24 protein-coding genes, 1 tRNA gene and 1 pseudogene are annotated in these 24,518 nt (G+C 60.8%); 7 read left to right on the plus strand and 19 right to left on the minus strand.

Translation table 11 applies throughout. The annotated features are described in order from the left end of the window. Nucleotides 1-252: 252 nt before the first annotated feature. Entirely contained in the window at nt 253-720 is a 468-nt protein-coding gene (gene pyrI / locus E4656_RS03625) for an aspartate carbamoyltransferase regulatory subunit (RefSeq protein WP_135481250.1), read from the minus strand. Further along, on the minus strand, nt 713-1,651 hold the full coding sequence (gene pyrB, locus E4656_RS03630) for an aspartate carbamoyltransferase (RefSeq protein ID WP_135481251.1): 939 nt from the start codon (nt 1,649-1,651) through the stop codon (nt 713-715). Before pyrB ends, pyrI begins: the two co-directional genes overlap by 8 nt. Before the next feature lie 193 nt (nt 1,652-1,844). Here pyrB and E4656_RS03635 point away from each other — a divergent pair, with 193 nt between their 5' ends. Continuing rightward, nucleotides 1,845-2,225, plus strand: a complete 381-nt coding sequence (locus E4656_RS03635) for a ComEA family DNA-binding protein (protein WP_135481253.1) — start codon at nt 1,845-1,847, stop codon at nt 2,223-2,225. 58 nt (nt 2,226-2,283) lie between these two features. Here the strand turns inward: E4656_RS03635 and cysQ are convergent, their stop codons facing one another. Beyond that, complete coding sequence (gene cysQ / locus E4656_RS03640) at nt 2,284-3,147, minus strand: 3'(2'),5'-bisphosphate nucleotidase CysQ (protein ID WP_135481255.1); 864 nt, start codon at nt 3,145-3,147, stop codon at nt 2,284-2,286. 117 nt (nt 3,148-3,264) lie between these two features. On the opposite strand from cysQ, the gene pheS reads away from it, so the two are divergent. From pheS to E4656_RS03670, 6 genes and pseudogenes are all read left to right on the plus strand, one after another. Continuing rightward, the gene (pheS, locus tag E4656_RS03645) at nt 3,265-4,281 is read left to right on the plus strand and encodes a phenylalanine--tRNA ligase subunit alpha (protein WP_135481257.1); all 1,017 of its coding nucleotides are present in this window, start codon (nt 3,265-3,267) and stop codon (nt 4,279-4,281) included. A 25-nt stretch (nt 4,282-4,306) separates the two neighbouring features. Then, the gene (gene pheT / locus E4656_RS03650) at nt 4,307-6,679 is read left to right on the plus strand and encodes a phenylalanine--tRNA ligase subunit beta (RefSeq protein WP_135481259.1); all 2,373 of its coding nucleotides are present in this window, start codon (nt 4,307-4,309) and stop codon (nt 6,677-6,679) included. 4 nt (nt 6,680-6,683) lie between these two features. Then, entirely contained in the window at nt 6,684-6,989 is a 306-nt protein-coding gene (gene ihfA, locus E4656_RS03655) for an integration host factor subunit alpha (protein ID WP_135481260.1), read from the plus strand. After that, nucleotides 6,964-7,275 (plus strand): annotated as a pseudogene (locus E4656_RS20440) (MerR family transcriptional regulator); the annotation flags it as partial. The gene ihfA and the pseudogene E4656_RS20440, both read left to right, overlap by 26 nt. A gap of 241 nt (nt 7,276-7,516) precedes the next feature. Further along, nucleotides 7,517-7,593, plus strand: a tRNA-Pro gene (locus E4656_RS03665). 244 nt (nt 7,594-7,837) lie between these two features. Beyond that, complete coding sequence (locus E4656_RS03670; RefSeq protein WP_135481262.1) at nt 7,838-8,299, plus strand: hypothetical protein; 462 nt, start codon at nt 7,838-7,840, stop codon at nt 8,297-8,299. Between the two features lie 10 nt (nt 8,300-8,309). On the opposite strand, the gene E4656_RS03675 is transcribed toward E4656_RS03670, so the two are convergent. From E4656_RS03675 to E4656_RS03750, 16 genes are all read right to left on the minus strand, one after another. Next, nucleotides 8,310-9,257: a GGDEF domain-containing protein gene (locus E4656_RS03675; RefSeq protein WP_135481264.1), complete on the minus strand. Its 948-nt coding sequence runs from the start codon at nt 9,255-9,257 to the stop codon at nt 8,310-8,312. Nucleotide 9,258: 1 nt separating this feature from the next. Next, a complete protein-coding gene (locus E4656_RS03680) occupies nt 9,259-9,897 on the minus strand; it encodes a hypothetical protein (RefSeq protein ID WP_135481266.1) in 639 nt (212 codons plus the stop codon). Beyond that, a complete protein-coding gene (locus E4656_RS03685; RefSeq protein ID WP_135481268.1) occupies nt 9,894-10,259 on the minus strand; it encodes a response regulator in 366 nt (121 codons plus the stop codon). Before E4656_RS03685 ends, E4656_RS03680 begins: the two co-directional genes overlap by 4 nt. Nucleotides 10,260-10,391: 132 nt before the next feature. Further along, a complete protein-coding gene (acnB, locus tag E4656_RS03690; RefSeq protein WP_135481270.1) occupies nt 10,392-12,983 on the minus strand; it encodes a bifunctional aconitate hydratase 2/2-methylisocitrate dehydratase in 2,592 nt (863 codons plus the stop codon). Between the two features lie 138 nt (nt 12,984-13,121). Then, nucleotides 13,122-13,766 carry a 7-carboxy-7-deazaguanine synthase gene (gene queE, locus E4656_RS03695; RefSeq protein WP_135481272.1) on the minus strand — a complete coding sequence of 215 codons (645 nt, stop codon included), beginning with the start codon at nt 13,764-13,766 and terminating at the stop codon, nt 13,122-13,124. Nucleotides 13,767-13,811: 45 nt separating this feature from the next. Continuing rightward, nucleotides 13,812-15,887, minus strand: coding sequence for a putative bifunctional diguanylate cyclase/phosphodiesterase (locus E4656_RS03700; protein ID WP_135481274.1), 2,076 nt, complete (start codon nt 15,885-15,887; stop codon nt 13,812-13,814). 128 nt (nt 15,888-16,015) lie between these two features. Continuing rightward, nucleotides 16,016-16,351, minus strand: a complete 336-nt coding sequence (locus tag E4656_RS03705; protein ID WP_135481276.1) for a hypothetical protein — start codon at nt 16,349-16,351, stop codon at nt 16,016-16,018. Between the two features lie 9 nt (nt 16,352-16,360). Continuing rightward, nucleotides 16,361-17,092 carry a hypothetical protein gene (locus tag E4656_RS03710; protein ID WP_135481278.1) on the minus strand — a complete coding sequence of 244 codons (732 nt, stop codon included), beginning with the start codon at nt 17,090-17,092 and terminating at the stop codon, nt 16,361-16,363. A 36-nt stretch (nt 17,093-17,128) separates the two neighbouring features. After that, complete coding sequence (locus E4656_RS03715) at nt 17,129-17,629, minus strand: DUF2878 domain-containing protein (RefSeq protein WP_135481280.1); 501 nt, start codon at nt 17,627-17,629, stop codon at nt 17,129-17,131. Then, nucleotides 17,626-18,867, minus strand: a complete 1,242-nt coding sequence (locus tag E4656_RS03720; RefSeq protein WP_135481281.1) for an SAM-dependent methyltransferase — start codon at nt 18,865-18,867, stop codon at nt 17,626-17,628. Before E4656_RS03720 ends, E4656_RS03715 begins: the two co-directional genes overlap by 4 nt. Beyond that, nucleotides 18,867-19,661 (minus strand): DUF1365 domain-containing protein, encoded by a 795-nt coding sequence (locus E4656_RS03725; protein WP_135481283.1) that lies wholly within the window; start codon nt 19,659-19,661, stop codon nt 18,867-18,869. Before E4656_RS03725 ends, E4656_RS03720 begins: the two co-directional genes overlap by 1 nt. Nucleotides 19,662-19,665: 4 nt before the next feature. Then, nucleotides 19,666-20,934, minus strand: coding sequence for an NAD(P)/FAD-dependent oxidoreductase (locus tag E4656_RS03730; protein WP_135481285.1), 1,269 nt, complete (start codon nt 20,932-20,934; stop codon nt 19,666-19,668). 10 nt (nt 20,935-20,944) lie between these two features. After that, nucleotides 20,945-21,736, minus strand: coding sequence for an SDR family NAD(P)-dependent oxidoreductase (locus E4656_RS03735; protein WP_135481287.1), 792 nt, complete (start codon nt 21,734-21,736; stop codon nt 20,945-20,947). Continuing rightward, nucleotides 21,733-22,155, minus strand: a complete 423-nt coding sequence (locus tag E4656_RS03740; RefSeq protein ID WP_135481289.1) for a nuclear transport factor 2 family protein — start codon at nt 22,153-22,155, stop codon at nt 21,733-21,735. Before E4656_RS03740 ends, E4656_RS03735 begins: the two co-directional genes overlap by 4 nt. Next, complete coding sequence (locus tag E4656_RS03745) at nt 22,152-23,504, minus strand: cryptochrome/photolyase family protein (protein ID WP_135481291.1); 1,353 nt, start codon at nt 23,502-23,504, stop codon at nt 22,152-22,154. Before E4656_RS03745 ends, E4656_RS03740 begins: the two co-directional genes overlap by 4 nt. After that, nucleotides 23,501-24,457 carry a YbgA family protein gene (locus tag E4656_RS03750; protein ID WP_135481293.1) on the minus strand — a complete coding sequence of 319 codons (957 nt, stop codon included), beginning with the start codon at nt 24,455-24,457 and terminating at the stop codon, nt 23,501-23,503. Before E4656_RS03750 ends, E4656_RS03745 begins: the two co-directional genes overlap by 4 nt. Nucleotides 24,458-24,518 lie beyond the last annotated feature (61 nt).

Below are 24,518 nucleotides of genomic sequence, written 5' to 3' on the forward strand. Positions count from 1 at the left end.
CCGCCTGTCGCGACTCGCGTCGCTCGCTACAAATGAGGCACCCATCCCTGTAGGGAGGGACGCAAGTCCCGATTGGGCCACAAGGCCCGCACAGGAGACGGCTGGCGCCGCCTGTCGCGACTCGCGTCGCTCGCTACAAATGAGGCACCCATACCTGTAGGGAGGGACGCAAGTCCCGATTGGGTCACCAGGCCCACACAGGAGGACAGCTGGCGCCGCCTGTTGCGACTCGCGTCGCTCGCTACAGGGAAATCAATTGAACAGCGTATCGCGGAACTTGCGCTCGCAGTAGTGGCAGCGCAGGGCGACGTGGCCGCCTTCCTGCAGCACATGGAAGTGTGACTGCACCGGCTCGTTGTGCGAGATGCAGTTGGAGTTGGGGCAATCGAACACGCCGACCACGGTGTCCGGCAGTGACATCTTGAACTTGTTCACCACCTTGTAGTCATCAATGACGTTGATGGTGGCTTCCGGGGCAAACAGGGCCAGTTCATAGGCCTGCTGTTCGGTGAACAGCCAGTCATCCACCTTGATCAGATCCTTGCTGCCCATGGCGCCGCTGGGCAGGTTCAGGCCCACGGTCAGCCGTGCCGTGGGCGACAGCTTCTGTACCCGATGCACGATCTTGATGCCGTTGCCGGCCGGCACATGGTCGATTACCGTGCCGCGGCGGATGGCCTCGACCTGCAACTGGGACCGCTGGGTACCGGGATCAGTCATGGGTCAGGCCTTCGAGTCGTTCGTTCAGAATCAGGGCCAGCAGCGCCATGCGCGCATAGACGCCGTTTTCGGCCTGGGTGAAGTAGTAGGCATGCGGGGTCTGGTCCACCGATACATCGATTTCGTCCACCCGCGGCAGCGGATGCAGTATCCGCATGTGTGGCTGGGCGGTGCTCAGCATGTCGGCGCGCAGCACATAGTCGGAGGCCAGATGCATGTATTCGGTCGGGTCAAAACGCTCTTTCTGCACCCGGGTCATATAGATGATGTCGACCTCGGGAATCACCGATTCCAGATTGGTCGCCCGCTCGTAATAGACGCCGGCAGCGCTGAGTTCTTCCAGCAGATAGTCGGGCATGGTCAGCGCGTCAGGCGAGATCAGATGGAAGCTGCAGCCGAAGCGGGCGGTGGCCTGGGCCAGTGAATGCACAGTGCGTCCATACTTGAGGTCGCCGACCAGCGCGATGCGCAGATTGTTCAGCCGCCCCTGGCACTCGTAGATGCTGAACAGGTCCAGCAGCGTCTGGGTCGGATGCTGATTGGCCCCGTCGCCGCCATTGATGATGGGCACGGTGGAGAATTCGCTGGCCAGGCGGGCGGCGCCTTCCTGCGGATGACGCATGATGATGGCATCGGTGTAGGAGGCGATCATGCGGATGGTGTCGGCCAGGGTTTCGCCTTTCTTGGCCGAGGTGCTGCTGCTGTCGGCAAAACCGATCAGTTCGCCGCCGAGGCGGTGTACCGCCGTTTCGAAAGACAGTCGGGTGCGGGTGGAGGCTTCAAAGAAACAGCTGGCGAGAACCCGTCCGGCGAGCCAGTGTCGGACGGCGCCGCCCTTGATCTGTTCTGCGGTCTGGACAATGAGTTCCAGGGCTGCCGGTGACAGATCGGAAATGGAGACGATGTCCTTCTGGTAGAGCAGGTTGGTCATGCAACGCATCCAGTATCGATTCGCGACAGTGTACATCGGTGACCGGAATTTTTGAAACGCGCATTGTGGGCTTGGAAAAGTCGTTTTTGGGCCTCGGTTTGACCCTGGGGGCAGTTTCAGCGGGGGCAGGGCCGTCTAGAGTGGTCATCGGTCAGCAGAGACCGGAACGCTCAACCTATCGAGGACTCATACCATGAAACCAATTGTGCAACATCTTATCTGCAACAACCCCCTGTATCTGCCTGCTCAACGCTGGGGCAGTCTGGCCGTCTGTCTGCTGCTGGCGGTCGGGCTGACCACAGTGCCGGCGCTGGCCGATGATTATCCCGAACCGGGCACCAATGCCGATCTGGTGCTGGAAGTGGATATCAACAGCGCTGATGCGGATACCCTGGCCGAGCGCCTGGATGGCGTGGGACCAAACCGGGCCGCGGCCATTGTCGACTGGCGCCAGACGCACGGCCCCTTCGAATCACCCGATGATCTGCTGTCCGTGTCCGGTATCGGGCCAGCCACCCTGGATACCATCCGTGATCAGATCGTGATCGACAGTGCGGACGTGGCGGCAGAATAGCCACGCCTTTGCGTTCTAGCCTGCAGTTCAACCCGGTTCCGTCTCTCTGCTGGCCGCATCATGTGCCGTTGACGGTATCCAATACCTGGCCCAGTGGTCCGGCCCAGCGTGGGTCAGGCGCACAGGCGGCCACAAACCAGGGGTTTTCCAGCTCGGTCCGCGTGTTGTAGCGCAGCGGCTCAAGGGTGTAGGCGTTCAGTACCTGGCCGCCCGCAGCTTCCAGGATTGCCTGGCCGGCGGCAGTATCCCATTCACTGGTCGGGCCGAGACGGAAATACAGATGACCGCTGCCCTCGGCAATCCGACACAGCTTCAATGAACTGCCGACACCATCGACCTGATGCGGCCCGATAGCCTCCGACAGCAGAGCCGAAGCCCGGGAGCGATGGGTGCGGCTGCCCAGCTCTATCCAGTCGGCAGTGTCCGCGGGCAGGGCTGTGGCCCGAATGGCACGCACCGGTTGACCCGCCGGTTCTGCACTGGCGCCAAGGCCGCGACCACCCCACCAGTTGTCACCACTGGCCGGCGCATGGATCAGGCCCAGAATGGTCTGCTGCTGGTGGACCAGGGCGATATTGACGGTGAAGTCATGGCTGCCCCGAATGAATTCACGCGTGCCGTCCAGCGGGTCAACCAGCCAGTAGGTGGTCCAGTGGCGTCGTTCGGACCAGGCAATATTGGCGTCTTCTTCACTCAGTACCGGCCATGGGAAACGCGCCTGCAGGGCCTGCACAATCTCTGCACTGGCGGCCTCGTCGGCCTGCGTAACCGGGGTGTTGTCGGCCTTGGTTTCGACCGCGAAATCCTGCGCAAACACGGTCATGATCTGCCGGCCGGCAGCTTCCGCAATCTGCTTCAGTTCGGTGATGGAAACGCTGGCGGCCAGTTTTTCCGGGGTGCTGTTGTCTGGGTAAGGCGTCATCGGTCTGTTCCCGCCCCTGCAGGGCCAATTGTCGGCAAAAACCCCTTAGGATTCAGTTGCTTATTTAACACAGTTCCCTATAGTAAGCGAAAACGAAACCCATTGATTGAGACCCGCATGGAAAATCTGGACGCTCTGGTAGCAGAAACCCTGGATACCATTGCCAAGACCGAGGATCCCGCAGAGCTTGAGTCCCTTCGTGTCAGCAAGCTGGGCAAGAAAGGTGAGCTGACCGCATTGCTGAAGCAACTGGGCAAGTTGCCTGCGGAAGAACGCCCTGCCGCCGGGGCCCGTATCAACGAGGCCAAGCAGCAGGTGGCCGAGGCGCTCGGGCAGCGCAAATCCGCTCTGGCCGAGGCTGAGCTGAATCGTCGTCTGGCCGAGGAAACCATCGATGTCACGCTGCCGGGCCGCCAGGTCGCCCCGGGTGGTCTGCATCCGGTCACCCGCACCATTGAACGCATGACTGATTTCTTCACCCGCATCGGTTACAGCGTAGCAGAAGGGCCGGAAGTTGAGGATGATTATCACAACTTCGAAGCCCTGAATATTCCGTCGCACCACCCGGCGCGGGCCATGCACGATACTTTCTACTTTGATGCCACGCGGCTGTTGCGTACCCATACCTCGCCGGTACAGGTGCGGGTCATGGAAGAGCAGCCGCCACCTTTGCGCATTGTCTGCCCGGGGCGCGTCTATCGCTGTGATTCGGACCTGACGCATACTCCCATGTTCCATCAGATGGAAGGGCTGCTGGTGGACGAGAACATCAGTCTGGCCAATCTCAAGGGCACGGTGGAAAGCTTTCTGCGCGAATTCTTCGAGCAGGAACTGGCGGTGCGTTTCCGGCCCAGTTATTTCCCGTTTACCGAACCTTCGGCCGAAGTGGATATTGCCTGTGTGCACTGTGGCGGTGAAGGCTGTCGGGTCTGCGGGCATTCCGGCTGGCTGGAAGTCATGGGCTGCGGCATGGTGCACCCCGAGGTGCTGCGCTATGCCAATATAGACCCGGAGCGCTACAGCGGCTTTGCCTTTGGCATGGGCGTGGAGCGTCTGGCCATGTTGCGCTACAGCGTGAATGATCTGCGCATCTTCTTCGACAATGATCTGCGCTTCCTGAGCCAGTTCAGATAACCCGGATACTAGACAGAAGAGCATTATGAAATTCAGCGAACACTGGTTGCGAGAGTGGGTAAATCCGGATCTGGATGCGGACGCCCTGATGCATCTGGTCACCATGGCCGGTCTCGAAGTGGATGGCAGCGAGCCTGCAGCAGGCGCCTTTACCGATGTGGTGGTCGCCGAGATTCTGCATGCCGAACAGCATCCGGATGCCGACAAGCTGCAGGTTTGTCGGGTCAGTGATGGCACTGCGGAGCATCAGGTGGTCTGCGGCGCGCCCAATGCACGGGCCGGTATTCGGGTCGCGCTGGCCCGGGTCGGCGGCACACTGCCTGGTGACATCAGCATTCGCCAGGCCAAACTGCGCGGCGTGGAAAGCGCCGGCATGATCTGCAGTGCCCGCGAACTGGGCCTGTCCGATGATCACAGTGGCATTCTCGAGCTGGCTGCAGATGCGCCGCTGGGTGTCGATCTGCGCCAGTACCTGCGTCTGGACGATACGCTGATTGAAATCGATCTGACGCCCAACCGTGCCGACTGTCTCGGCATCCGTGGCATTGCCCGCGAAGTGGGCGTGCTGACCGGCACTTCGGTAACAGCACCGGTGATCGAGCCGGTAGCGGCCGAGATCGACGACACCTTCCCGGTGCGGCTGTCGGCACCGGAAGCCTGCCCGCGTTATCTGGGCCGGGTTATCCGGGGCATTGACCCCACCGCCACCACGCCGCTGTGGATGCAGGAACGCCTGCGGCGCAGCGGCGTGCGCAGCATTGATCCGGTGGTGGACGTCACCAATTACGTCATGCTGGAACTGGGCCAGCCCATGCACGGCTTCGATCTGAACCGCTTGCAGGGCAGCATTGATGTGCGCCGCGCGCGTGCAGGTGAAGCCCTGACACTGCTCGATGAGCAGACCGTCGAACTGCGCGAGGACACCCTGGTGATTGCCGATGAGGGGCAGGCTTTGGCCATGGCCGGCATCATGGGTGGCGAGGCCTCCGGCATTCACCAGGGCACCGAGGATATTTTCCTCGAATGCGCCTTCTTTGCACCTCTGCATCTGGCTGGAATAGCCCGCTCCTACGGCCTGCACACCGATTCATCGCATCGCTTCGAGCGCGGTGTTGATCACCAGTTGCAGCGCCTGGCCATGGAGCGTGCCACCGGCCTGCTGCTGGATATTGTCGGTGGTCGGCCCGGCCCGGTCAGCGAGGCCGTCGACACGGCGCACCTGCCAGTTGGCGGCACGGTATCGGTATCCCATCAGGCCATTACCAGCCTGCTGGGCGCGGAGATCGAGCCGGATACCATTACCCGCATCTTCGAAGGCCTGGGGTTTGCCGTCACGGTCGATGGCGGCCATTGGCACTGCGCAGTGCCCAGTCACCGTTTTGATGTGTCGATTCCAGCAGACCTGATCGAGGAAGTCGCGCGCGTCTACGGCTACAACAACCTGCCGGTGTCAGCCCCTCGGATGGCGCTGGAGATAACACCGCTGCCGGAAGCCATCGAGAGCGAACGCCTGGTCAAGCGGCGGCTGCTGGCCCTGGGCTACCAGGAAGCAGTGACCTACAGCTTTGTTGAACCCGGGCTGCAGCAGTTGCTGGAGCCCGAACTCAAGCCGCTGCCACTGAGCAACCCCATTTCCGAAGAACTGTCGGTGATGCGAACGTCTCTGGCTGCAGGCTTGCTGAATGCGCTGCGCTACAACCTGAACCGACAGCAGGACAGGGTGCGACTGTTCGAGGTGGGTCTGGTCTTCCGGGGCGAACTGGACACCCTGAGCCAGACCAAGCAGGTCGGCGGCTTGCTGTATGGCCCGCGTCAGGATGCGACCTGGCTGGGTACCGAGGGTACCGACTTCTATGACCTCAAGGGCGATGTGGAATCTCTGCTGGGTCTGTCGGGGGGGCGTGAAATCCGCTTCGAGGCCCTGTCGGATCAATCCATGCTGCATCCCGGACAGTCTGCCCGTGTGCTGGTGGATGGTGAGCCGGCTGGCTGGCTGGGGCGACTGCATCCGCGTGTCGAACAGGCACTGGAGTTGAAGAAGCCCGCCTGGCTGTTCGAGTTGTCGATGACCGCAGTGGCCCGGCGCGCAGTGCCCACCTATCAACCGCTGTCACGCTTCCCGGCGAGCCATCGGGATGTGGCGCTGGTGGTGGAAGAGAATGTGCAGGCCCAGCGGGTGCAGGAAGTGGCCCGTGCTGCGGGCGGTGAATGGATGCAGGATGTCCATCTGTTCGATGTCTATGCGGGCGATTCGATTGGTGCGGGCAAACGCAGCCTGGCGCTGCAGCTCAGCTGGCAGCATCCCGATCGCACGCTGCAGGACGACGAAATTGCAGGCTTCATGAACTCGGTGATTGAACGTCTGCAGCAGGAGTTTGATGCCGTACTGAGGAGCTGATCCAATGGCACTGACCAAGTCCGAAATGGCGGAACGCCTTTATGAAGAACTGGGCCTGAACAAGCGAGAGGCCAAGGAAATTGTCGAGCTGTTCTTTCAGGAAATTACTGACTGCCTGGTGCATAATGAACAGGTCAAGCTTTCGGGCTTCGGGAACTTCGAATTGCGGGACAAGCGGGAACGTCCTGGCCGGAATCCCAAAACCGGAGAAGAAATCCCCATTTCAGCCCGCCGGGTGGTTACTTTCCGCCCGGGACAGAAGCTGAAGGTGAAGGTGGAAAACTATGAGGGAGACGAGCGCAAGGGTTGAAGTCGCCGCCGATGACATACCCGGCAAGCGTTACTTCACCATTGGTGAAGTCGCCGACCTGTGTGGCCTGAAGGCCCATGTGTTGCGCTATTGGGAACAGGAGTTTCCCCAGCTCAATCCGGTCAAGCGGCGCGGTAATCGCCGCTATTATCAGCGCGAAGATGTACTGCTGATTCGCACCATCCGCACCTTGCTCTACGAAGAAGGTTTTACCATTCAGGGTGCCCGCCAGCAACTGGAACGACAGGCGCGGGAACAGAAGCAGGCACGGCAGAAACAGTCCGTGCTGGCGACGCTGGATGATGATTTTCCATCTGGTCCACCAGTCTCCGAAACTGAACCCGGTGCGCCGCCTGGAGAGCTGCTTGCGGAGCCGGCTCCACGTGCGAGATCCGGGATCAGTGCCGAGCAACTGCGGGAATTGCGCGAGGTGGCGGAAGAGGCCCGAGAATTGTTGCGCCGCCCTTGACGCAGATCGCAATTAAGCTTGTAATTTCAATCGGTTAGGGTATCATTCCGCAGCAAGTCGGGCATTAGCGCAGTCTGGTAGCGCATCGTCATGGGGTGGCGAGGGTCAGAGGTTCAAATCCTCTATGCCCGACCAATAATTCCTCGAAAAACAGCCACTTACGGGTAACGCCGAGTGGCTTTTTTCTTGCTTGAAATTAATTGGAAACAGGGCGGCCAATCCGAAGTCGGTGCGATCATCAGAACCTGGGCGCTGACCTTGCCTCGTTGATGGTTGATATGACAATTGTCATGAATCCATTCTGTCTGCGGTAATTTTCTGCCATGCATCTGTTTTGGTGCTAAGCTGAAAGACTGTTGTTACGGAACTCAGGGCGAGTATGAAGTACCCTACGCCACCTGTTCCCGAGCTTTCATTCCTGATCGATCGGCTGGCCGAATTGGGCGTCAGCATGTATCTGCGCGGCTACCTGGCGAGCAGGGAAGGGGTTCCGGATCTGCCTTTCGTTGATATCTGCCATGAATGTGCTGCCAGACTGCAGAGTCGGCTGCCCGTCGGTCTGCGCCTGATCTACCCGTTCCCGATGTCCTCCCAGGCCTGTATTGATGGCCAGCCTGACCCGCTGCAATGCCAGTGTCAGGATTTGCCAGGCTCGCTGCGAGAGCATCGGCCGGCGGGCTATCCGCCGGAACTGTTCGAAAGCTGTTTTGAAGGGCTGGTTGACCAGGCACGCTATGTGACTCAGCATGCGCCATCCAGGGTAGTGCTGACCGGCGAACTGCCGGCAGGGGACTGCCTTGAACGCTGGCTGGCTCAACTGGGCGTCAAGGTGAATTCCTGAACGCCCCGGGTCAGGTGGCTGTGACCTGATTGCGACCAGACTGCTTGGATTGATAGAGTGCCTCGTCGGCACGGGTGATCCAGTCTTCAATGGTCTGCATGTTCTGCTCGAGTTCGGCGACGCCGAAACTTACTGTAATGCTGACACTGTTGTCGCCGATCTGGATGGCCTCTTCTTCGATCAGTCCCCGCAGGCGCTCGGCAAAGGCGAACGCCTTTGGGCTGTCCGTTTCCGGCAGGATGATGCCAAACTCCTCGCCGCCATAGCGGCCGGGGATGTCCGTCTCGCGAACATTCTGCCGTATGGTTCGACTGAGGTGACGCAGTACCGCATCGCCGGCAGTGTGGCCATGGGTATCATTGACCGGCTTGAAATGGTCAACGTCGAGTAAAATCAGACTGGCCGTATGCTGGTGGCGCCGGCACCGCAGCAGTTCACGGTACAGGCACTCTTCCCAGTAGCCCCGGTTGTACAGCTGAGTCAGGGCGTCCGTTCTGCTGATGCGTGCCAGCTCGCTGTTGGCCTGCTGCAGCGCCAGCTTGTTGGTGGCGACATCAGTGACATCGAAGATGACGATGGCGATGTACTCGACTTCACCCGAGGTGTTCTCCAGCGGGTACAGCATGCTGTTCTGATACATGTACTCGGCGGTGCTGGTGATGGGGTGGTAGGTACGAAAGCGGAACAGGTAGGGGCGCTGCTCCCAGGTGGTGAAGGCCCGGATGTTGAGCTCCCGGACCGTGTCCACTTTCTGGCAGAACCAGGTGTGCGGCAATTCGGGAAACACGTCGAACAGGTTGCGGTTCTGCACCTTCTGCGCCCTGTGACCCGAGTGGTTTTCCATGAAACCGTTCCAGTTCTGAATTTCATACTCGATGTTGATCACGACCAGGCCTACATCAATGGTCTGCAGGATCTCCAGCATCCAGTGAATGTCGCGTAGGCTTTGGTCACTCATATCAATCATCCAGCAAGTAGGCGACTTTCTGATTCATGATCCGTATGGAATCTTCGGTAAACAGCAGCAGCAGGTCACAGTTGACCGGGTGATCTTCCAGTGAATAGGTGATTTCAATGGCCAGTGTCTGTTGCCAGGGCTGTCGAGAGGGTTGCAGTAGGTCGCGAACCAGCTTGTGCTGTCCGAGCACCATGGGATGGCCGTGGCTGAATGTCAGGTCCATCTGGTTGGCCAGACCCTTGAGAAAGGCGCCGATCAGGATGTTGGCCACATCCATCAGCAGCTCCACATGCATGGCTTCCGACTGCTCGCCTGAATAGTTCATCAGTTGCGCAATGTCTTCAAAGTTGGAGTCATTGAAGATGATCAGGGCTTCACCGGTAATGCCGTCACCGGCGAAGCCCTGGCATACGGCCGAGGCGGCCTCGTCATGGTCGAGTGACTGCAGCGCCATATTCAGATCGGCCAGTTCGAACAGATTGACTCTGGGGATGGGCAGCTTGATGAAAACGCCCAGCAGACGCGACAGCAGCGCCGCTGCCTGGCCCATCGCGATGTTGGCTATCTCCTGGTAGCAGTCCCGCTGCTCTTCGGTGAGCTCCTGCGGGAGGCCTGATTCCTGGGCGTGGTCGCTACTCATAACAGTCCGTACTGGGTCAGTGCTGCCAGTGTCTTGTCAGGGTCGATGGGCTTCTTGATGAACTCGAGTGCGCCCAGCGATCGGGCACGGGCGACCGCTTCCGGCTGCACATCGCCGGAGACCACAATGACGACGGTGGGCAGGTCTTCACGGCGGATATGCTCAAGCACCTCATAGCCGTCCATGACCGGCATGGTCAGGTCCAGAAAAAGCACGTCGGCCTGGCCAGCCTTGATGGCTGCCAGCGCCTCTTCACCATTGGTGGCATAGGAAATGTCGACCTCCCACTGCCGGGGCAGAGCGCGTGCCATCTGTTTGCGGGCAAGGCTGGAATCATCGCAAATAAGTACGGAAGTGGGCATTGGTATTGTTCTACTTATGTCGGAAACTGCTGGGTGACATGACTCTATTGTGCACAAAAAAGCCCCGCAGTGCAGGGCTTTTTGCAGTATTACCCCCGCGCAGCGCTGTGCGGGGTTCAGGCTGGTTCGAGATCAGGCCGCGTCAGTGGCAATCACTGAACTGGCTGCGTCCACGAACTCCTGCATCTGGTCGAAGTTCATGTAGCGGTAGATCTCGCCCGACATGCTGTCAATTCTGCCGGCATATTCCAGATACTCGGCCGGTGTCGGCAGCTTGCCAAGAATGGAGGCGATGGCAGCCAGCTCGGCAGAGGCCAGATACACATCGGCACCATCACCCAGACGGTTGGGGAAGTTCCGCGTCGAGGTGGAGACCACCGTCGAGTTGGCGGCGACCCGCGCCTGGTTGCCCATGCAGAGTGAGCAGCCCGGCATTTCGGTGCGCGCACCGGCGCGCCCATAGATGTTGTAGTAGCCTTCTTCCATCAGCAGGTGCTGATCCATCTTGGTGGGTGGCGACACCCAGAGGCGGGTATTCAGTGTGCCATTGTGCTGCTCCAGCAGCTTGCCGGCAGCACGGAAGTGGCCGATGTTGGTCATGCAGGAGCCGATGAAGACTTCATCGATGGTGTCGCCCTGAACGTCAGACAGCATTCTGGCGTCATCCGGATCATTGGGTGCGCACAGGATGGGCTCCTTGATCTCCGACATGTCGATTTCCAGCACATGCGCGTACTGGGCGTCCTTGTCGGCACGCATCAGCTTCGGGTTGGCCAGCCACTCTTCCATGCCCTTGGCACGACGCTCCAGAGTACGCGGATCGCCGTAGCCGTTGGCAATCATCCAGCGCAGCATGACGATGTTGGAGCGCAGGTACTCGGCCACCGAGTCTTCACTCAGCGTGATGGTGCAGCCGGCAGCCGAACGCTCGGCCGAGGCGTCGGACAACTCGAAGGCCTGCTCGACGGTCAGTTCTTCCAGGCCCTCGATCTCAAGGATGCGGCCGGAGAACTCATTGATCTTGCCTTTTTTCTCGACCGTCAGCAGCTTGTTCTGGATGCCGTAGTAGGGGATGGCATGCACCAGATCGCGCAGCGTGACGCCGGGCTGGCGCTTGCCGGTGAACCGCACCAGAACGCTTTCCGGCATGTCCAGCGGCATGACACCGGTCGCTGCCGCGAAGGCCACCAGGCCGGAACCGGCCGGGAAGGAAATGCCCATCGGGAAGCGGGTATGGGAATCACCGCCGGTGCCGACAGTGTCGGGCAGCAGCATGCGGTTCAGCCAGGAGTGAATGATGCCGTCACCCGGACGCAGCGACACACCGCCGCGGTTCATGATGAAGTCGGGCAGGCTGTGCTGGGTGTCGATATCGACCGGCTTGGGATAGGCGGCCGTGTGGCAGAACGACTGCATGACCAGATCGGAGGAGAAGCCCAGGCAGGCCAGGTCCTTCAGTTCGTCCCGGGTCATGGGGCCGGTGGTGTCCTGCGAGCCGACCGTGGTCATGCGCGGTTCGCAGTACTGATTCGGGCGCACCCCTTCCAGGCCGCAGGCCTTGCCGACCATCTTCTGCGCCAGTGTATAGCCGGCGGTGCTGTCCTGAATGGCGGCCGGGCGACGGAAGACGTCGGACACCGGCAGGCCCATGTGCTCACGCGCGCGGTCGGTCAGGCCGCGACCGATGATCAGCGGAATGCGGCCGCCGGCGCGTACTTCGTCCAGCAGCACTTCGGTGCGCAGGCTGAACTCGGCGACCACCTGGCCGTTCTTTTCGACCTTGCCGGCGTAAGGGAAGATGTCGATCACGTCACCGGTATCGATGTTGTCCACATCGACCTCGATCGGCAGGGCGCCGGCATCTTCCATGGTGTTGAAGAAGATGGGGGCGATCTTGCTGCCCAGAACAAAACCGCCGCTGCGCTTGTTGGGCACATAGGGAACGTCGTCACCGGTATGCCAGAGTACGGAGTTGGTGGCTGACTTGCGTGAGGAGCCGGTGCCGACGACGTCGCCTACCAGGGCGATCGGGTGCCCCTTTTCCTTCAGTTTTTCCAGCGTGGACAGCGGGCCGATCTCGCCGGCCTTGTCCGGTGTCACGCCATCACGGGCCATCTTGTACATGGCCAGGGCGTGCAGCGGGATATCTGGCCGTGACCAGGCATCCTGGGCGGGAGAAAGATCGTCGGTGTTGGTTTCACCAGTCACCTTGAACGCAGTCAGGGTGATCTGCTCGGCCAGCGGCTTCCGGTTCAGGAACCATTCGGCATCGGCCCAGCTCTGCATCACGCCCTTGGCATGGGCGTTGCCGGCGTCGGCTTTCTCTGCCACATCGTGAAAGGCATCGAACACAAGCAGGGTTTTCTTCAGTTGTTCGGCGGTTAGTTCGCCCAGAAGATCGTCATCCAGCAACTCCACCAGGGTGGCGATGTTGTAACCGCCCAGCATGGTGCCGAGCAGTTCCACCGCCTGCTTGCGGTCGATCAACGGGCAGTTGATTTCGCCGCGTGCAATGGCGGACAGGAAACCGGCTTTCACATAGGCAGACTCGTCCACGCCGGGTGGTACCCGATGCGTCAGCAGTTCAACCAGGAATTCCTCTTCGCCCGCGGGTGGGTTTTTCAGCAACTCGACCAGTTCGGTTACTTGCTCCGGGCTCAGAGGCTTGGGGGGAATACCTTTGGCGGCCCGTTCGGCCACGTGCTCGCGGTAAGCTGTCAGCATGATCACTCCACTGTCGTTACGACTGTCGTTTATTCGCAGGCGAAAAATCGGCGCAAGTGTAGTGGAAACGGGCTCTGAAGTTAACCCGTACAGGGCATAAGCATGATGAATAACGGGTATTTGTTTGACAAATATTGTTCAGTCAATGTGCAGTATCTTGTGGCTCTGCAGCGTCAGCTTCCACTGTGGATGGGCCAGGCAATAGTCGATGGCTGCCCTGACTGCCGGGCTGTCCGTGCTGATGGTGCCATCGGGCGGGTTCATGGGCGAAAGGTAGAAATTACGCGCTGCAATCCGGCTGAAACGCTCCGGGGGCGCCTCCGCCTGCGGGTAGACCAGCTTCAGTTCGTCGCACTGCTCGATCACCACGTTGGTGGCGCCCTTGGGCGACACACACAGCCAGTCGATACCTGCCGGAGCGGGCAGGGTACCGTTGGTCTCGACGCCGATCTCGAAGCCTCTGGCATGCAGAGCCTCGATCAGCGGGGCGTCCAGTTGCAGCAGAGGTTCGCCACCGGTGCAGATCACATAGCGATGCCCCTGATCGGCGGGCCAGAAGCCGGCAATGTGGTCTGCCAGTTCGGTCGGCAATCGAAAGCTGCCGCCATTCTGGCCGTCGGTACCGACAAAGTCGGTGTCACAGAAGTTGCAGCGCGCGACGGCTCGGTCCTGTTCCCGACCGCTCCAGAGATTGCAGCCGGCAAAACGGCAGAACACGGCCGGGCGACCGCTGTGGGCGCCTTCGCCCTGCAGGGTGTGGAAGACTTCTTTGATCTGGTACATGGTTCGGCTCGTGCTGCAATCTGCGGGTTGTGGCGGCAGATCAGCTCAGGGTTGGTTCAGGGTGGCAGTTGACTGCATCAGATCGGTCATGTCCTCGCGTGACAGGGGGCGCGCATAGAGGTAACCCTGATAGCGCTGACAGCCGGCCTGCTGCAGAAACGCCAGTTGCTCAGTACTTTCCACGCCCTCTGCAATGGTGCCGAGGCTGAGGTGGTTGGCCATGGCAATGATGGCTTCGACGATGGCGGCATCACTGCTGTCGGCAATGATATCGTGAATGAAGCTCTGGTCAATCTTGATCACGTCCACGGGCAGTTGCTTGAGATAAGTCAGGGAGGAGTAGCCGGTGCCGAAGTCATCAATGGAAAAGGTGATGCCCAGTTCGCGCAGGGCATGCATGCGCTTTATGGTGTCATCGACCGACTCGATCAGCATGCTTTCGGTAATCTCGAAATCCAGCACCTGTCCGTCGACCCCGGTGGATTCCATGGCCTGGCGCACACTGTGCGTCAGACTGGCATCCAGGAACTGGCTGGCGCTGACATTGATGCCGACTTTCATGCCGTCGCGCCAGATACCCAGTTCCTGCCAGGCGTGGATGGCCTGACAGGCATCATGCAGCACCCATTCGCCGACATCCTTGATCATGCCGGTGGCTTCCAGTACGGGAATGAAGGCCATGGGCGATACTACGCCGCGTTCAGGGTGGCGCCAGCGGATCAACGCTTCCATGCCGATGATGTGGCCCTGTTCTATATCGATCTGCGGCTGGTAGACGAGGAAGAACTGATGTTCGTCGAGAGCTGCCCTGAGGTCGTTCTCCAGCAGCATGCGACGACTGGCCTCATCGGTCATGTGCTGCTGGAACAGTTCATGGGTGTTCTTGCCTCGGGTCTTGGCCGCAAACATGGCAATGTCGGCATTGCGGATCAGGTCCGCAGCGGGCAGGCTGCCCTCCGGGAACAGGGTGATGCCGACGCTGGCAGACACAGTCAGGCGGTGGCCCTGATACCAGATGGGCACCGACAAGGCCTGGCGAATGAAGATGGCGCGGGTTTCCGCGATCTGCAGGGCCTCCTTGCGGCTGGCCGCAACCTGGTTGAGACAGAGCAGAAACTCGTCTCCGCCCATGCGGGCCAGCAGGTCTCTCTCGCCAGCCTGACGGTGCAGCCGCAAGGCCACCTGACGCAATACATGGTCGCCGGCCGGATGCCCCAGGGAGTCATTGATAGTCTTGAAGTTGTCCAGATCAACAAACATCAGCACACTGATCTGGCCCTCGTTGCGGGCCGCAGTGAGGGCCGTTTCGAGCTGCTCCAGCATCAGATTGCGGTTGGGGAGATCGGTCAGGGAGTCGTGGTAAGCCAGGTACTGGATGCGTTCCGACGAACGACGGAGCTCCTGTTCTGCCAGGTCCCGTTCCAGCAGCAGGCGCTGTACCGTGCTCACAAAGCGTTGGGCGCTGCGCGCCAGATCACCCAGTTCGTCCTGTTGATGGGCTCCGCTGACTCGGAGCTCCACGCCCTGGGGTCGGCTTGGGTCCAGTCTGCGAAACTGCTGACTCAATGCCACCAGTGGCCGGGTGATCTGCCAGTGGTAGACCAGGAAGAAGAACAGAACCAGTGACATGGTGCTGAGCGTGGTAATGCCCAGGGTTTCCCAGGCCCGGTCCACAACCGGCTGCAGTGCCTTGTGCAGATCAACCTGCAGCAGCAGTTCGCCCTGTTCCGGGGTGCCGACAATGGAAATGGAGCGCGAGGCGTCCTGAAAGCGCTCAGTCAGACGCTGGAGCGGAGCAGCGGCTGTGATCTGTTCGGGGGGACGCTCACTGAAAGCCAGCGTATTGCCCAGTTCATCGCGGATCTCAGCACTGATCAGAAAGTGATAGGTCAGCAGCCCACTGGCCACTTCACTGGCCAACCGGTCATCCAGGTTGTGGATGGCCCGCTGTGCTGCAGGCTCATAGGATATCAGCAACTGACGTACCACCTGATCGATGTTGCGCCGCTCATTGCTGTAGTCCGACCATACCTGATAGGCACTGAACAGACTACTGACCAGAAGCGCAATGCAGACTGCGCTCAGAGCCAGTTTGAAGGCAATACGCTGACGGATCGACATGGGCACCGGAACCCTGACTACTCAATATCTGACACTGTAGTGGACTTGACCTATCAGGTACAGCCGCAGTTGCCATTGTTGTAGCGCCCGTGGCGGCTGGAGCCGGACGCTGGCTGTGTGCGCCAGCTTCAGCTTCGACTGCTCTGAAACCGCAGGTGGGGCCAGCGCCAGGCCAGATACCAGCACAGCAGCCAGTTGCCCATGAACAGGAAAATCAGGCCGAAAACCACCACGTAGAGGCGCCGCGGCTCGAGAAACCAGAGCAGAATCAGAGCCACGAAAAATCCCAGATAGAGATCCACCAGGGTAACGCGGCCCCAGATCAGCTCCATGATCAGGGGCCCCTGTTCAAACAGACCCACCTGCAGTGAGGCGTGGATGATCTGCAGCAGAAAACCCAGCCCGGCCAGGGCCAGAGCGATGCGGATCACGGACTGTCGACTGGGCATGTTCAGGCTCGACATGGCAGGACCTCACTGAGCATATTCATAGTGGATGTCGGCTTCCACCAGATCACCGTCACGGCGGAAGTTGGTGATGCCGGTGAAGCGAATCAGGCGCGGGGCAGAGCGCGCGTATTCCAGCTCAATGGGGTCGACGAACCAGCGGATGACAGTGTTACGCGGGCCCACTTCGATCACCACGGTATCGTCATGGCGTGCCGTGACTTCGGCCTGAAAGGAATAGGTGCGCCCGGCGCTCAGCGACAGAAAATCAAAGCGCAGACGGCCCTGCTCCAGTAACTGGTCGAAATGATCGGTCAGATACTGGTCGAAGGCGGCATCAAAGGCGACCTTGTCCGGGTCACCCAGACTGGCGCGCTCTTCGTCATTGCGCCCGGGCGCCCGAATGGTCTGATAGTAGGTGTCGCCGTCCAGCCAGCCTTCGATGGTGGTGTCCGCTTCGATGTCTTCCCATTGCAGAGAAGGTACATAGGGGTAGGCGGTGTCATGGGTCAGTATCTTGCGGGCAAAGCGCTCCCCGTCCGGGCGCAGGTAGTCCACACGTCTCGAGCGAATGCCTTTGTCATCCGTCTCGACATAGTGTTCTTCCAGATATTTGATCTCCCCGCTGTCCGGGTCATGTGCTGTGCCGCGCAGATCCCAGCCCTGCACCGGCAGGCTGAGCATGGCCAGCAGTCCAAATACCCAGAGAACCGAAACGGTAGTGCCGGAATTGGCTGTTCTGTGCGGCAATCGCCACATGACTGGACTCCAGGTTTGATGCTTCAGAACACCAGGTCAGGGTCGGGACCACTGAGTCCGGCCCTGAGCAGGCCAGCGCTTGCGCAGCGCCACAAAGGCCGGAAAGGCAATGGCCCACCAGATACCAAAGGCGATCAGGCCCTGAGTGCTCAGCGGTTCGGCAGCACCCAGTACCGCGCCACCATAATAGGACAGCGGGCCAGAGACTGCACCCAGCAGGGCCTGCAGCCAGACGCCGGGAATCCTGTACAGCAGATGCCAGATCACGTTGGCAAACGCCAGCCACAGCACCAGCAGCCACAGCGGACCCGCGGCGGTGTTGCCGTGGAAACTCACCCAGCCCATGGCCTGCAGGGCGAGGTCAACACCGTAGCCGGCGAGACCAACGGTGGCGACAAAGGCCAGCGCTGCAGGCGGCTGGCGCCAGATCAGGGTGAAGGCCAGGGGCAGAGCCCACAGCAGGGCCCAGACATTGCCCAGCAGCACGGTGACAAACCAGGTCAGTTGGTATACCACCGCATGCATCCAGGGTTTCATGGCAGTATGGATTCCCGGCGGTTCTGCGGCTTGGCCAGTACGAGCTGGGCGACCCCGATATTGTGTTCCCGGAAGCCACCTTCACAGTAGGCCAGATAGTAGTTCCACAGGCGCTGGAAGGATTCGTCATAACCCTGATTCAGCAGCTGTTCCGAATTGCGGTTGAAGCGCTCGCACCAGTCGCGCAGGGTGCGCGCATAGTGCTGACCGAAATCTTCCAGGTGCTTGACGGTCATGTCGGTAGCGCGGCTGATCTCGCCGGCCAGTTGGGAGACGCTTGGCAGGGCGCCGCCCGGAAAGATGTACTTCTGGATGAAATCCACATTGCGTCGATAATGGTCGTAGCGCTGGTCGGCAATGGTGATGGCCTGCAGCAGCATGGCGCCATCGGGTTTCAGCAGGTCATTGCACTTGCGAAAGTAGGTGGACAGATACTGGTGCCCGACCGCCTCGATCATCTCCAGCGAGACCAGCTTGTCATACTCGCCTTCGAGGTCACGATAGTCCTGCATCAGCAGGGTGACACGGTCTTCCAGCCCGGCTTCCCGCACACGCTGCTGAGCATAGTCGAATTGCTGCCGGGATATGGTGGTGGTGGTGACCCGGCAGCCGTAGTGGCGGGCCGCAAACAGGGCCATGCCACCCCAGCCGGTGCCGATTTCCAGCAGGTGATCATCAGGCTGCAGATCCAGCTTCTGGCAGATGCGGTGCAGACGGAAGGTCTGGGCATCTTCCAGCGATGCATCACGGCTGGGGTACATGGCCGCCGAATACATCATGCTGGGGTCAAGGAAATGCTCGAACAGATCATTGCCCAGGTCATAGTGTGCGGCAATATTGCGCCGCGCCTGGTTGATGGTATTGCGGTTCAACTGGTGGTCGAGCCAGGCCAGCGTCTTGCGCAGGGTGGCCAGCGGACCACCACGCTGCAGCGTTTTCAGGTTGCGCGCAAAGACCTGGACCACACGGGTCAGGTCATGAGAATCCCACAGCTTCAGCACATAGGCTTCGGCCGCGCCCAGACCGCCGCCCAGCACAAACTCCCGATACACGGCCGGGTCCCGTATCTCAACGGAAGCACGACAGTCACTGGCCGGGTTACCGAACGCCCAGGTCTCGCCATTTTCTTCGATGACCAGATAGCCGTCCTCGATCTGCTCCAGCGCACGGAACATCAGTCGGCGCCATATCCCGGGTGCAGATCCGGCAGCTACAGCTCGGTCTCCGGTAATTCTCATTATTTCACTCCTCCGGGAGGGTGCGCAAAGTAGGGCACCCGCTTCAACCAAAGTTTCAGGGCGTTGAGATAGATGCCCCAGAGCACAGTCCAGGTCATCATTGGATACTGTCGAAGTACGCGCCCAAGATTTTTTCGGTTCACTTCATGACGCTGCAGGGCCATGGTGGCGACAAAGATACGGCCCTCGCTGTCGTTGTTCTGCAGGTGCATGCGCAACTGCCTGCCGGGTACGCCGAACTGCCAGTGGTAGGTATGATCCAGAGGGAAAAAGGGACTGACATGAAACGCCTTGTCGACCTCGTAGTGCCACAGGCCGTCGTTCTGTTCGACCGGGGGCACGCCACCGTCCAGCGGGCGCGTGGTCAGCACGTACTGGTAGCGATCGTTCCAGGGGGTGTTGGTTACCTCGGGAATGATGGCCACCGGGGTGTGATCATCATCAGCATCAAACAGGTAGTAGAAGGTGACCGGACTGAAGCCGACACCCCAGGTCCGCCACTGGGTCAGCATGCGGATGGCGCCGTCCGGTCGATAGCCGGTGCGCTCTTCCATCAGGTCCAGCAGCGCTGTGGCCAGCGGCTGTGCCGGGTCACCATAGTAGTCGGCGCGACGGAACCACGAGAGGTTGCGCCGGCCCTGACTCCACAGGGGATGGCGGGCAGTGATCTGCTCCAGCTCGGCCAGATCGGTGTACATCATGTACACCCGATAGGACAGGCTGTGTTCGCGTGGGCGCCAGCGCCGGTGCGTGACTATGCCCTCGTACAGACCGCTGTGCAGATGCTCGCTCATCAGGTCACCAGTCTATGCCGAAATCGCGCGCAACCCGCAGTGCGCTGTTGACGCCGTCTTCATGAAAGCCGTTGAACCAGTAGGCACCACAATAGTGGGTTCGGTTGTGGTTGCTGATCTCATGAAAACGGGCTTGAGCAGCCATGCCCCCGGGCGTGAAAACGGGGTGGCTGTAGCGGAAGCGCTTGATGATGCGATCCTCGGCGATAGGACCCGTGTAGTTCAGAGTGACACAGAATGTTTCCGGCGCGGCGTCGAAATTCTGCAGGATGTTCATGTTGTAGGTCACCGCGACCGGGGTCCGGCCCGCTTCGGCAATATGATAGTTCCAGGCCGCCCAGGCTTTCTGGCGGCGCGGCAGCAGGCTGGCATCGGTATGCAGCACCACGTCATTGTCGGTATAGGGGATGGCGCCGAGAATTTCGCGTTCTTCTGCGGTCGGATCCTTCAGCAGGGCCAGAGCCTGATCCGAATGGCAGGCCAGAATCACCTGGTCGAAGCCTTCGGTGCCACTGTCGGTGGTGATGCGTACCTCGCCCGCGTCCCCGTCTGGTCGTTCGATGCTGCGCACCGGCGTGTTGAGTCGGATGCGGTCGGCGAAGGTCCGGGTTATGGGTGCCACATAGCTGCGCGATCCGCCGACCAGGGTACGCCACTGCGGACGGTTCCTGACCGACAGCAGGCCGTGGTTGCGAAAGAAGCGGATAAAGAACAGCGCCGGGAAGCGCAGCATGTCGTCTTCACCCGAAGACCAGATGGCCGCGCCCATGGGCACGATGTACTTGCTGACGAACCAGTCGCCGTAGCCATAGGTCTGGAAAAACTCGCCCAGCGTCATGTCAGCCGGCAGTTCACCACTGTTGAGCAGCTCCATACTTTCGCGATTGAAGCGCAGAATGTCGCGTACCATGCGATAGAAGCGCGGCCGGAACCAGTTGCGGCGCTGGGCGAACAGTGTGCCGATGGTGGAGCCGCAATACTCCAGCCCGGACTGCTCGCACTTGACCGAGAAGCTCATTCGGGTCGGTTCGCTGTCCACTCCATCCAGCGCCGCCATCAGGCGCTCGAAATTGGGATAGGTCCAGTCATTGAACACGATAAAGCCGGTATTCACCGGCCAGGTCCGACCGCCGGCCTGTACATCCTCGGTATTGGTGTGGCCGCCGATATAGTCGTTGGCCTCGAATAGCGTGATGTCGTGCTGTGGGTGCAGCAACCAGGCGCTGGTCAGGCCTGAAATGCCGCTGCCGATAATGGCAATACGTTGGCGCATCGAATCTCCTTTAGCGCTGGGCGCGATTGCGACTGAGCCTGCTGTTCAGGGCGTACTGCCAGCTCAGCGGGAGCAGGCCGAACAGACGCAGCAGCAGGGTGAACCGGCGCGGAAAATGAATATGTGTCTGCTGACGGCGCAGGCCGCGAGCGATGCGTTGTGCTGCCTGTTCACTGCTGAGCAGGAAGGGCATCTTGAAGTCATTGCGCTGGGTCAGCGGGGTGTCGACAAAGCCCGGTGATACCACCTGCACCCGAATGCCCTCCGGTTTCAGGTCGGCGGCCATGGTACCCAGCCAGTAGCTGAAGGCGGCCTTGGAGGCGCCATAGGCCTGGGCCCTCGGCAGCGGGGTGAAGGTCACACTGGAACTGATGCCGATCAGGCGGGGTTCCGCGCTCTGGCGCAGCAACGGCAGGGCTTCGTGAAACAGCCGCACCGGGGCCAGGAAATTGGTACCCAGGACCCGATCATAGAGCTCCAGGTCCAGTGCTTCCTGTGCCATGTCCACGTATTCGCAGGTGCCGGCATTGAGCACCAGCCAGTCCAGGTGGCCGCCTTGCTCGCGAATGGCGGCCAGAGCCTGCGCCCGGGCGTCGGCAGAAGTCATGTCCATGGGCAGTGCAATGACGCGCGCCTGGCCGGCCCGGTTCAGTTCACTGGCCAGGCTCTCCAGTCGGCCGGCAGAGCGGGCACTGATAAAGAGGGTGTCGGCGTCGGCGACCAGTTCGGCGGCCAGATGGTAGCCGATGCCGGTGGATGCCCCGACCAGCCAGATTGCACGCTTGTTGCCGTCGGGTCTCATTGTCCCATCCTTTTCTTGATTGCGTTGATGATGCGGCCGATCAGCGGCAGGTTCTCGTAAAGCATCTGTCCGCCATCGAAGTAGTCCCGGTGGCGAGCCACCTGTCCGTCCCTGATCTCGAAACAGGTACAACCATCGACCGTGACCGGTTCGCCGCCGCGCAGTCGGGGGTGCCGCACGGTCATGGTCCACTCCATCATGATGTGCTCATCCTGCTCGACACTGTGCCCGTAGTGGAAGTCGATGGATTTCACATTGCGGTACAGGTGGGCAAAATAGGTTTCCAGCGCCGGTCGCCCCCTGATGTGGTGGAAGGGGTCGATGAACTCTGCATCCTCGGTGTAGAGGCGGCGCAGAATGCCATCGTCCAGGCTGTCCCGGTTGATGGCCTGATAGGTCTTCTGAATATGTTCAATCATGCTTTGACCTGATAGGTGGAGGCGTGGTCTTTTGCTGCCTTGAAGGCTGTCTTGGTACGTTCTGCTGCCTCGCGATGGATCACCAGGGGTGGCGGGTATCCCGCCTGCTGTCGGGCCTGGCTGTCGGGGTTCAGTATCTGCTTGCCTTGCAGGTGCGCCAGTTCCGGCACCCAGGTGCGAATATAGTCGCCGTCGGGGTCAAAGCGCTCGGCCTGCCGCTGCGGGTTGAAAATGCGGAAGTAGGGCGCGGCGTCGACCCCGGTGCTGGCACCCCATTGCCAGTTGCCATTGTTGACGGCAAAGTCGGCATCCAGCAACTGGTCCAGAAACCAGGCCTCTCCCTTGCGCCAGTCCAGCCGCAGGTCCTTGGCCAGAAAGGCGGCCGTGAACATGCGCGCGCGATTGGGCATCTGGCCGGTGGCCCTGAGCTGGCGCATGGCGGCATCCACCACGGGATAACCGGTGCGGCCATCCTGCCAGGCCTGCAGGTGCGCATCGTTGTGCATCCAGGCCACAGCGTCAGTCCAGGCCTGCAGCGGGCGGTGACGATAAACATCGGGAAAATGGAAACCCACGGCATAGAAGAATTCGCGCCAGATCCACTGGCTGAGCCAGGTGTCGGCTTCCAGCCGCGCTGCGGCCGCTTCGGCGCAGGCCTGGCGCGTGGTCAGCAGCCCATTGGCCGCCCAGGGTGCCAGGCCGCTGACCACGGGCCGGGACAGGTCATTGCGCTCGTCGTCATAGGCGATCAACTGGCTGTCGACATACTGCTGCAGGGCATCGATGGCGCTCTGCTCGCTGGGCGGCAGGTCCTGCACCCAGTGTGGCCGGGCAAAGGGCGCCCTGGGGTCGGCCTGCCAGCGCTGCCGCCAGGCTCTGCGAAAGGCACTGAATACCTGAAAGGGTTGGCGCTGCTGGGTCAGCAGGCTCTCCGGGGCATAGGTCAGACGATCATCGACCAGGTTCAGGTCAATGCGGTCGGCATTGAGCCGCTTGCCGAGCCAGGCGTCCCGACGTCGTTCATTGAGCCCGTACTCCCGGTCGGCCCAGAGCGCATCAGCCTGCAGGTCACGGGTCAGGTCCAGTACCCGGGTTGCCGCCTCTCGATAGGTCTCGCAGGGCAGCCAGTGCAGTTGCAGGCCGTGTCGGCGGGCCCACTGTGCCAGGTCGTCATGCTGCTGGTGCAGGGCGCGGATCTTGCGCTGGCCATAGCCATGCTGGCGCCACTGCTCCGGCACCGGGGTCAGTATCAGGTGGATGTCCTGCGGCACCTGCCCCGACGTGGCAGCCTGATGCCACAGTGGGTTGTCCAGCACGCGCAGACTGGTGCGCATCCAGATCAGGTTCATACGGCATTCCTCAGCCCGAGCTGCTCCGGATAGGGGTTCAGGAAGAACTGACGACGGATGTAGGTATCGTCCTTCCAGTGGGTGTCGAGGTGATGCTGCAGCAGGGTCAGCGGCACTATCATGGGCACCAGGCCGGCCTGGTACTTGTCAATGACTTCACGCAGCGACTGCCGCTGTTCCGAACGCAGGTGTTCTCTCAGGTAGCCCTGAATATGAAGCAGCACATTGGTGACCTGACCGCGCGGGGCAGGGTGGGCCAGCGCCTCGGCGACCCGGGTCTGGTATTCCCGCGCCACCTTGGCCGGGTCGCGCTGTGACAGATCTGACAGCAGTTGCCCCAGTGTCTTGTACGCACTCTGGGAATGCGCCAGGATCAGGTACTTGCTGCGACTGTGGAAATCGATCAGGGCCGCAGCGGACTGCGCCGGGTTGCTCTGCCGCCAGCGCTGGCGCAGAAATACCCGGGTCAGAAAATTTTCGCGCAGATGACTGTCGTTCAGCCGCCCGGCTTCTTCCATCGGCAGCAGGGGGCTCCGGCTCTGCAGGCGTCCGGCAAAGGCGCCCTGGGTACTGTTGGTTGGAAAGCCCCGCTCATCGTACAGCTTGACCCGGAACAGGCCGCAACTGGGTGAACCCTGCATCAGTATCAGTCCGTCCCACTGCTCGGTTTCCGGCACATAGTCATCGGCAAGGCGACGCAGCGGGTCTGTAAAGTTTTTGCTGCCATCATGGGTTTCGGCCTGCACGGCGCCATCCCGGCTGACCAACCGGATGGGCTCGCGCGGAATGCCCATGCCGATTTCATATTCCGGACACAGGGGCCGGAAATCCACATAGTCACCCAGGCAGTCCGTCAGCCAGCGATGACGCTTGTGACCGCCGTTGTAACGGACTTCCTCGCCCAGCAGACAGGCGCTGACAGCGATGCGAGGGCGCTGGGCCGAATCGGTCATGGTACGGACTCCTTGCAGATGTGTCCTGTTATACGCAAAATGGCGCGCAGCGGTTCAGCCT

The organism is Natronospirillum operosum, from assembly GCF_004768465.1.
GTDB lineage: Bacteria > Pseudomonadota > Gammaproteobacteria > Pseudomonadales > Natronospirillaceae > Natronospirillum > Natronospirillum operosum.

Coding starts and splice junctions, on each gene's coding strand:
- ihfA (WP_135481260.1), top strand. CDS start 6,684: ATGGCACTGACCAAGTCCGAAATGGCGGAACGCCTTTATGAAGAACTG.
- E4656_RS03720 (WP_135481281.1), bottom strand. CDS start 18,867: ATGAGAATTACCGGAGACCGAGCTGTAGCTGCCGGATCTGCACCCGGG.
- E4656_RS03745 (WP_135481291.1), bottom strand. CDS start 23,504: ATGAACCTGATCTGGATGCGCACCAGTCTGCGCGTGCTGGACAACCCA.
- E4656_RS03750 (WP_135481293.1), bottom strand. CDS start 24,457: ATGACCGATTCGGCCCAGCGCCCTCGCATCGCTGTCAGCGCCTGTCTG.
- pyrB (WP_135481251.1), bottom strand. CDS start 1,651: ATGACCAACCTGCTCTACCAGAAGGACATCGTCTCCATTTCCGATCTG.
- E4656_RS03670 (WP_135481262.1), top strand. CDS start 7,838: ATGAAGTACCCTACGCCACCTGTTCCCGAGCTTTCATTCCTGATCGAT.
- acnB (WP_135481270.1), bottom strand. CDS start 12,983: ATGCTGACAGCTTACCGCGAGCACGTGGCCGAACGGGCCGCCAAAGGT.
- E4656_RS03685 (WP_135481268.1), bottom strand. CDS start 10,259: ATGCCCACTTCCGTACTTATTTGCGATGATTCCAGCCTTGCCCGCAAA.
- E4656_RS03715 (WP_135481280.1), bottom strand. CDS start 17,629: ATGAAACCCTGGATGCATGCGGTGGTATACCAACTGACCTGGTTTGTC.
- E4656_RS03735 (WP_135481287.1), bottom strand. CDS start 21,736: ATGAGACCCGACGGCAACAAGCGTGCAATCTGGCTGGTCGGGGCATCC.
- pheT (WP_135481259.1), top strand. CDS start 4,307: ATGAAATTCAGCGAACACTGGTTGCGAGAGTGGGTAAATCCGGATCTG.
- E4656_RS03710 (WP_135481278.1), bottom strand. CDS start 17,092: ATGTGGCGATTGCCGCACAGAACAGCCAATTCCGGCACTACCGTTTCG.
- E4656_RS03700 (WP_135481274.1), bottom strand. CDS start 15,887: ATGTCGATCCGTCAGCGTATTGCCTTCAAACTGGCTCTGAGCGCAGTC.
- E4656_RS03740 (WP_135481289.1), bottom strand. CDS start 22,155: ATGATTGAACATATTCAGAAGACCTATCAGGCCATCAACCGGGACAGC.
- queE (WP_135481272.1), bottom strand. CDS start 13,766: ATGTACCAGATCAAAGAAGTCTTCCACACCCTGCAGGGCGAAGGCGCC.
- E4656_RS03635 (WP_135481253.1), top strand. CDS start 1,845: ATGAAACCAATTGTGCAACATCTTATCTGCAACAACCCCCTGTATCTG.
- pyrI (WP_135481250.1), bottom strand. CDS start 720: ATGACTGATCCCGGTACCCAGCGGTCCCAGTTGCAGGTCGAGGCCATC.
- E4656_RS03705 (WP_135481276.1), bottom strand. CDS start 16,351: ATGTCGAGCCTGAACATGCCCAGTCGACAGTCCGTGATCCGCATCGCT.
- E4656_RS03725 (WP_135481283.1), bottom strand. CDS start 19,661: ATGAGCGAGCATCTGCACAGCGGTCTGTACGAGGGCATAGTCACGCAC.
- E4656_RS03730 (WP_135481285.1), bottom strand. CDS start 20,934: ATGCGCCAACGTATTGCCATTATCGGCAGCGGCATTTCAGGCCTGACC.
- cysQ (WP_135481255.1), bottom strand. CDS start 3,147: ATGACGCCTTACCCAGACAACAGCACCCCGGAAAAACTGGCCGCCAGC.
- E4656_RS03680 (WP_135481266.1), bottom strand. CDS start 9,897: ATGAGTAGCGACCACGCCCAGGAATCAGGCCTCCCGCAGGAGCTCACC.
- E4656_RS03675 (WP_135481264.1), bottom strand. CDS start 9,257: ATGAGTGACCAAAGCCTACGCGACATTCACTGGATGCTGGAGATCCTG.
- pheS (WP_135481257.1), top strand. CDS start 3,265: ATGGAAAATCTGGACGCTCTGGTAGCAGAAACCCTGGATACCATTGCC.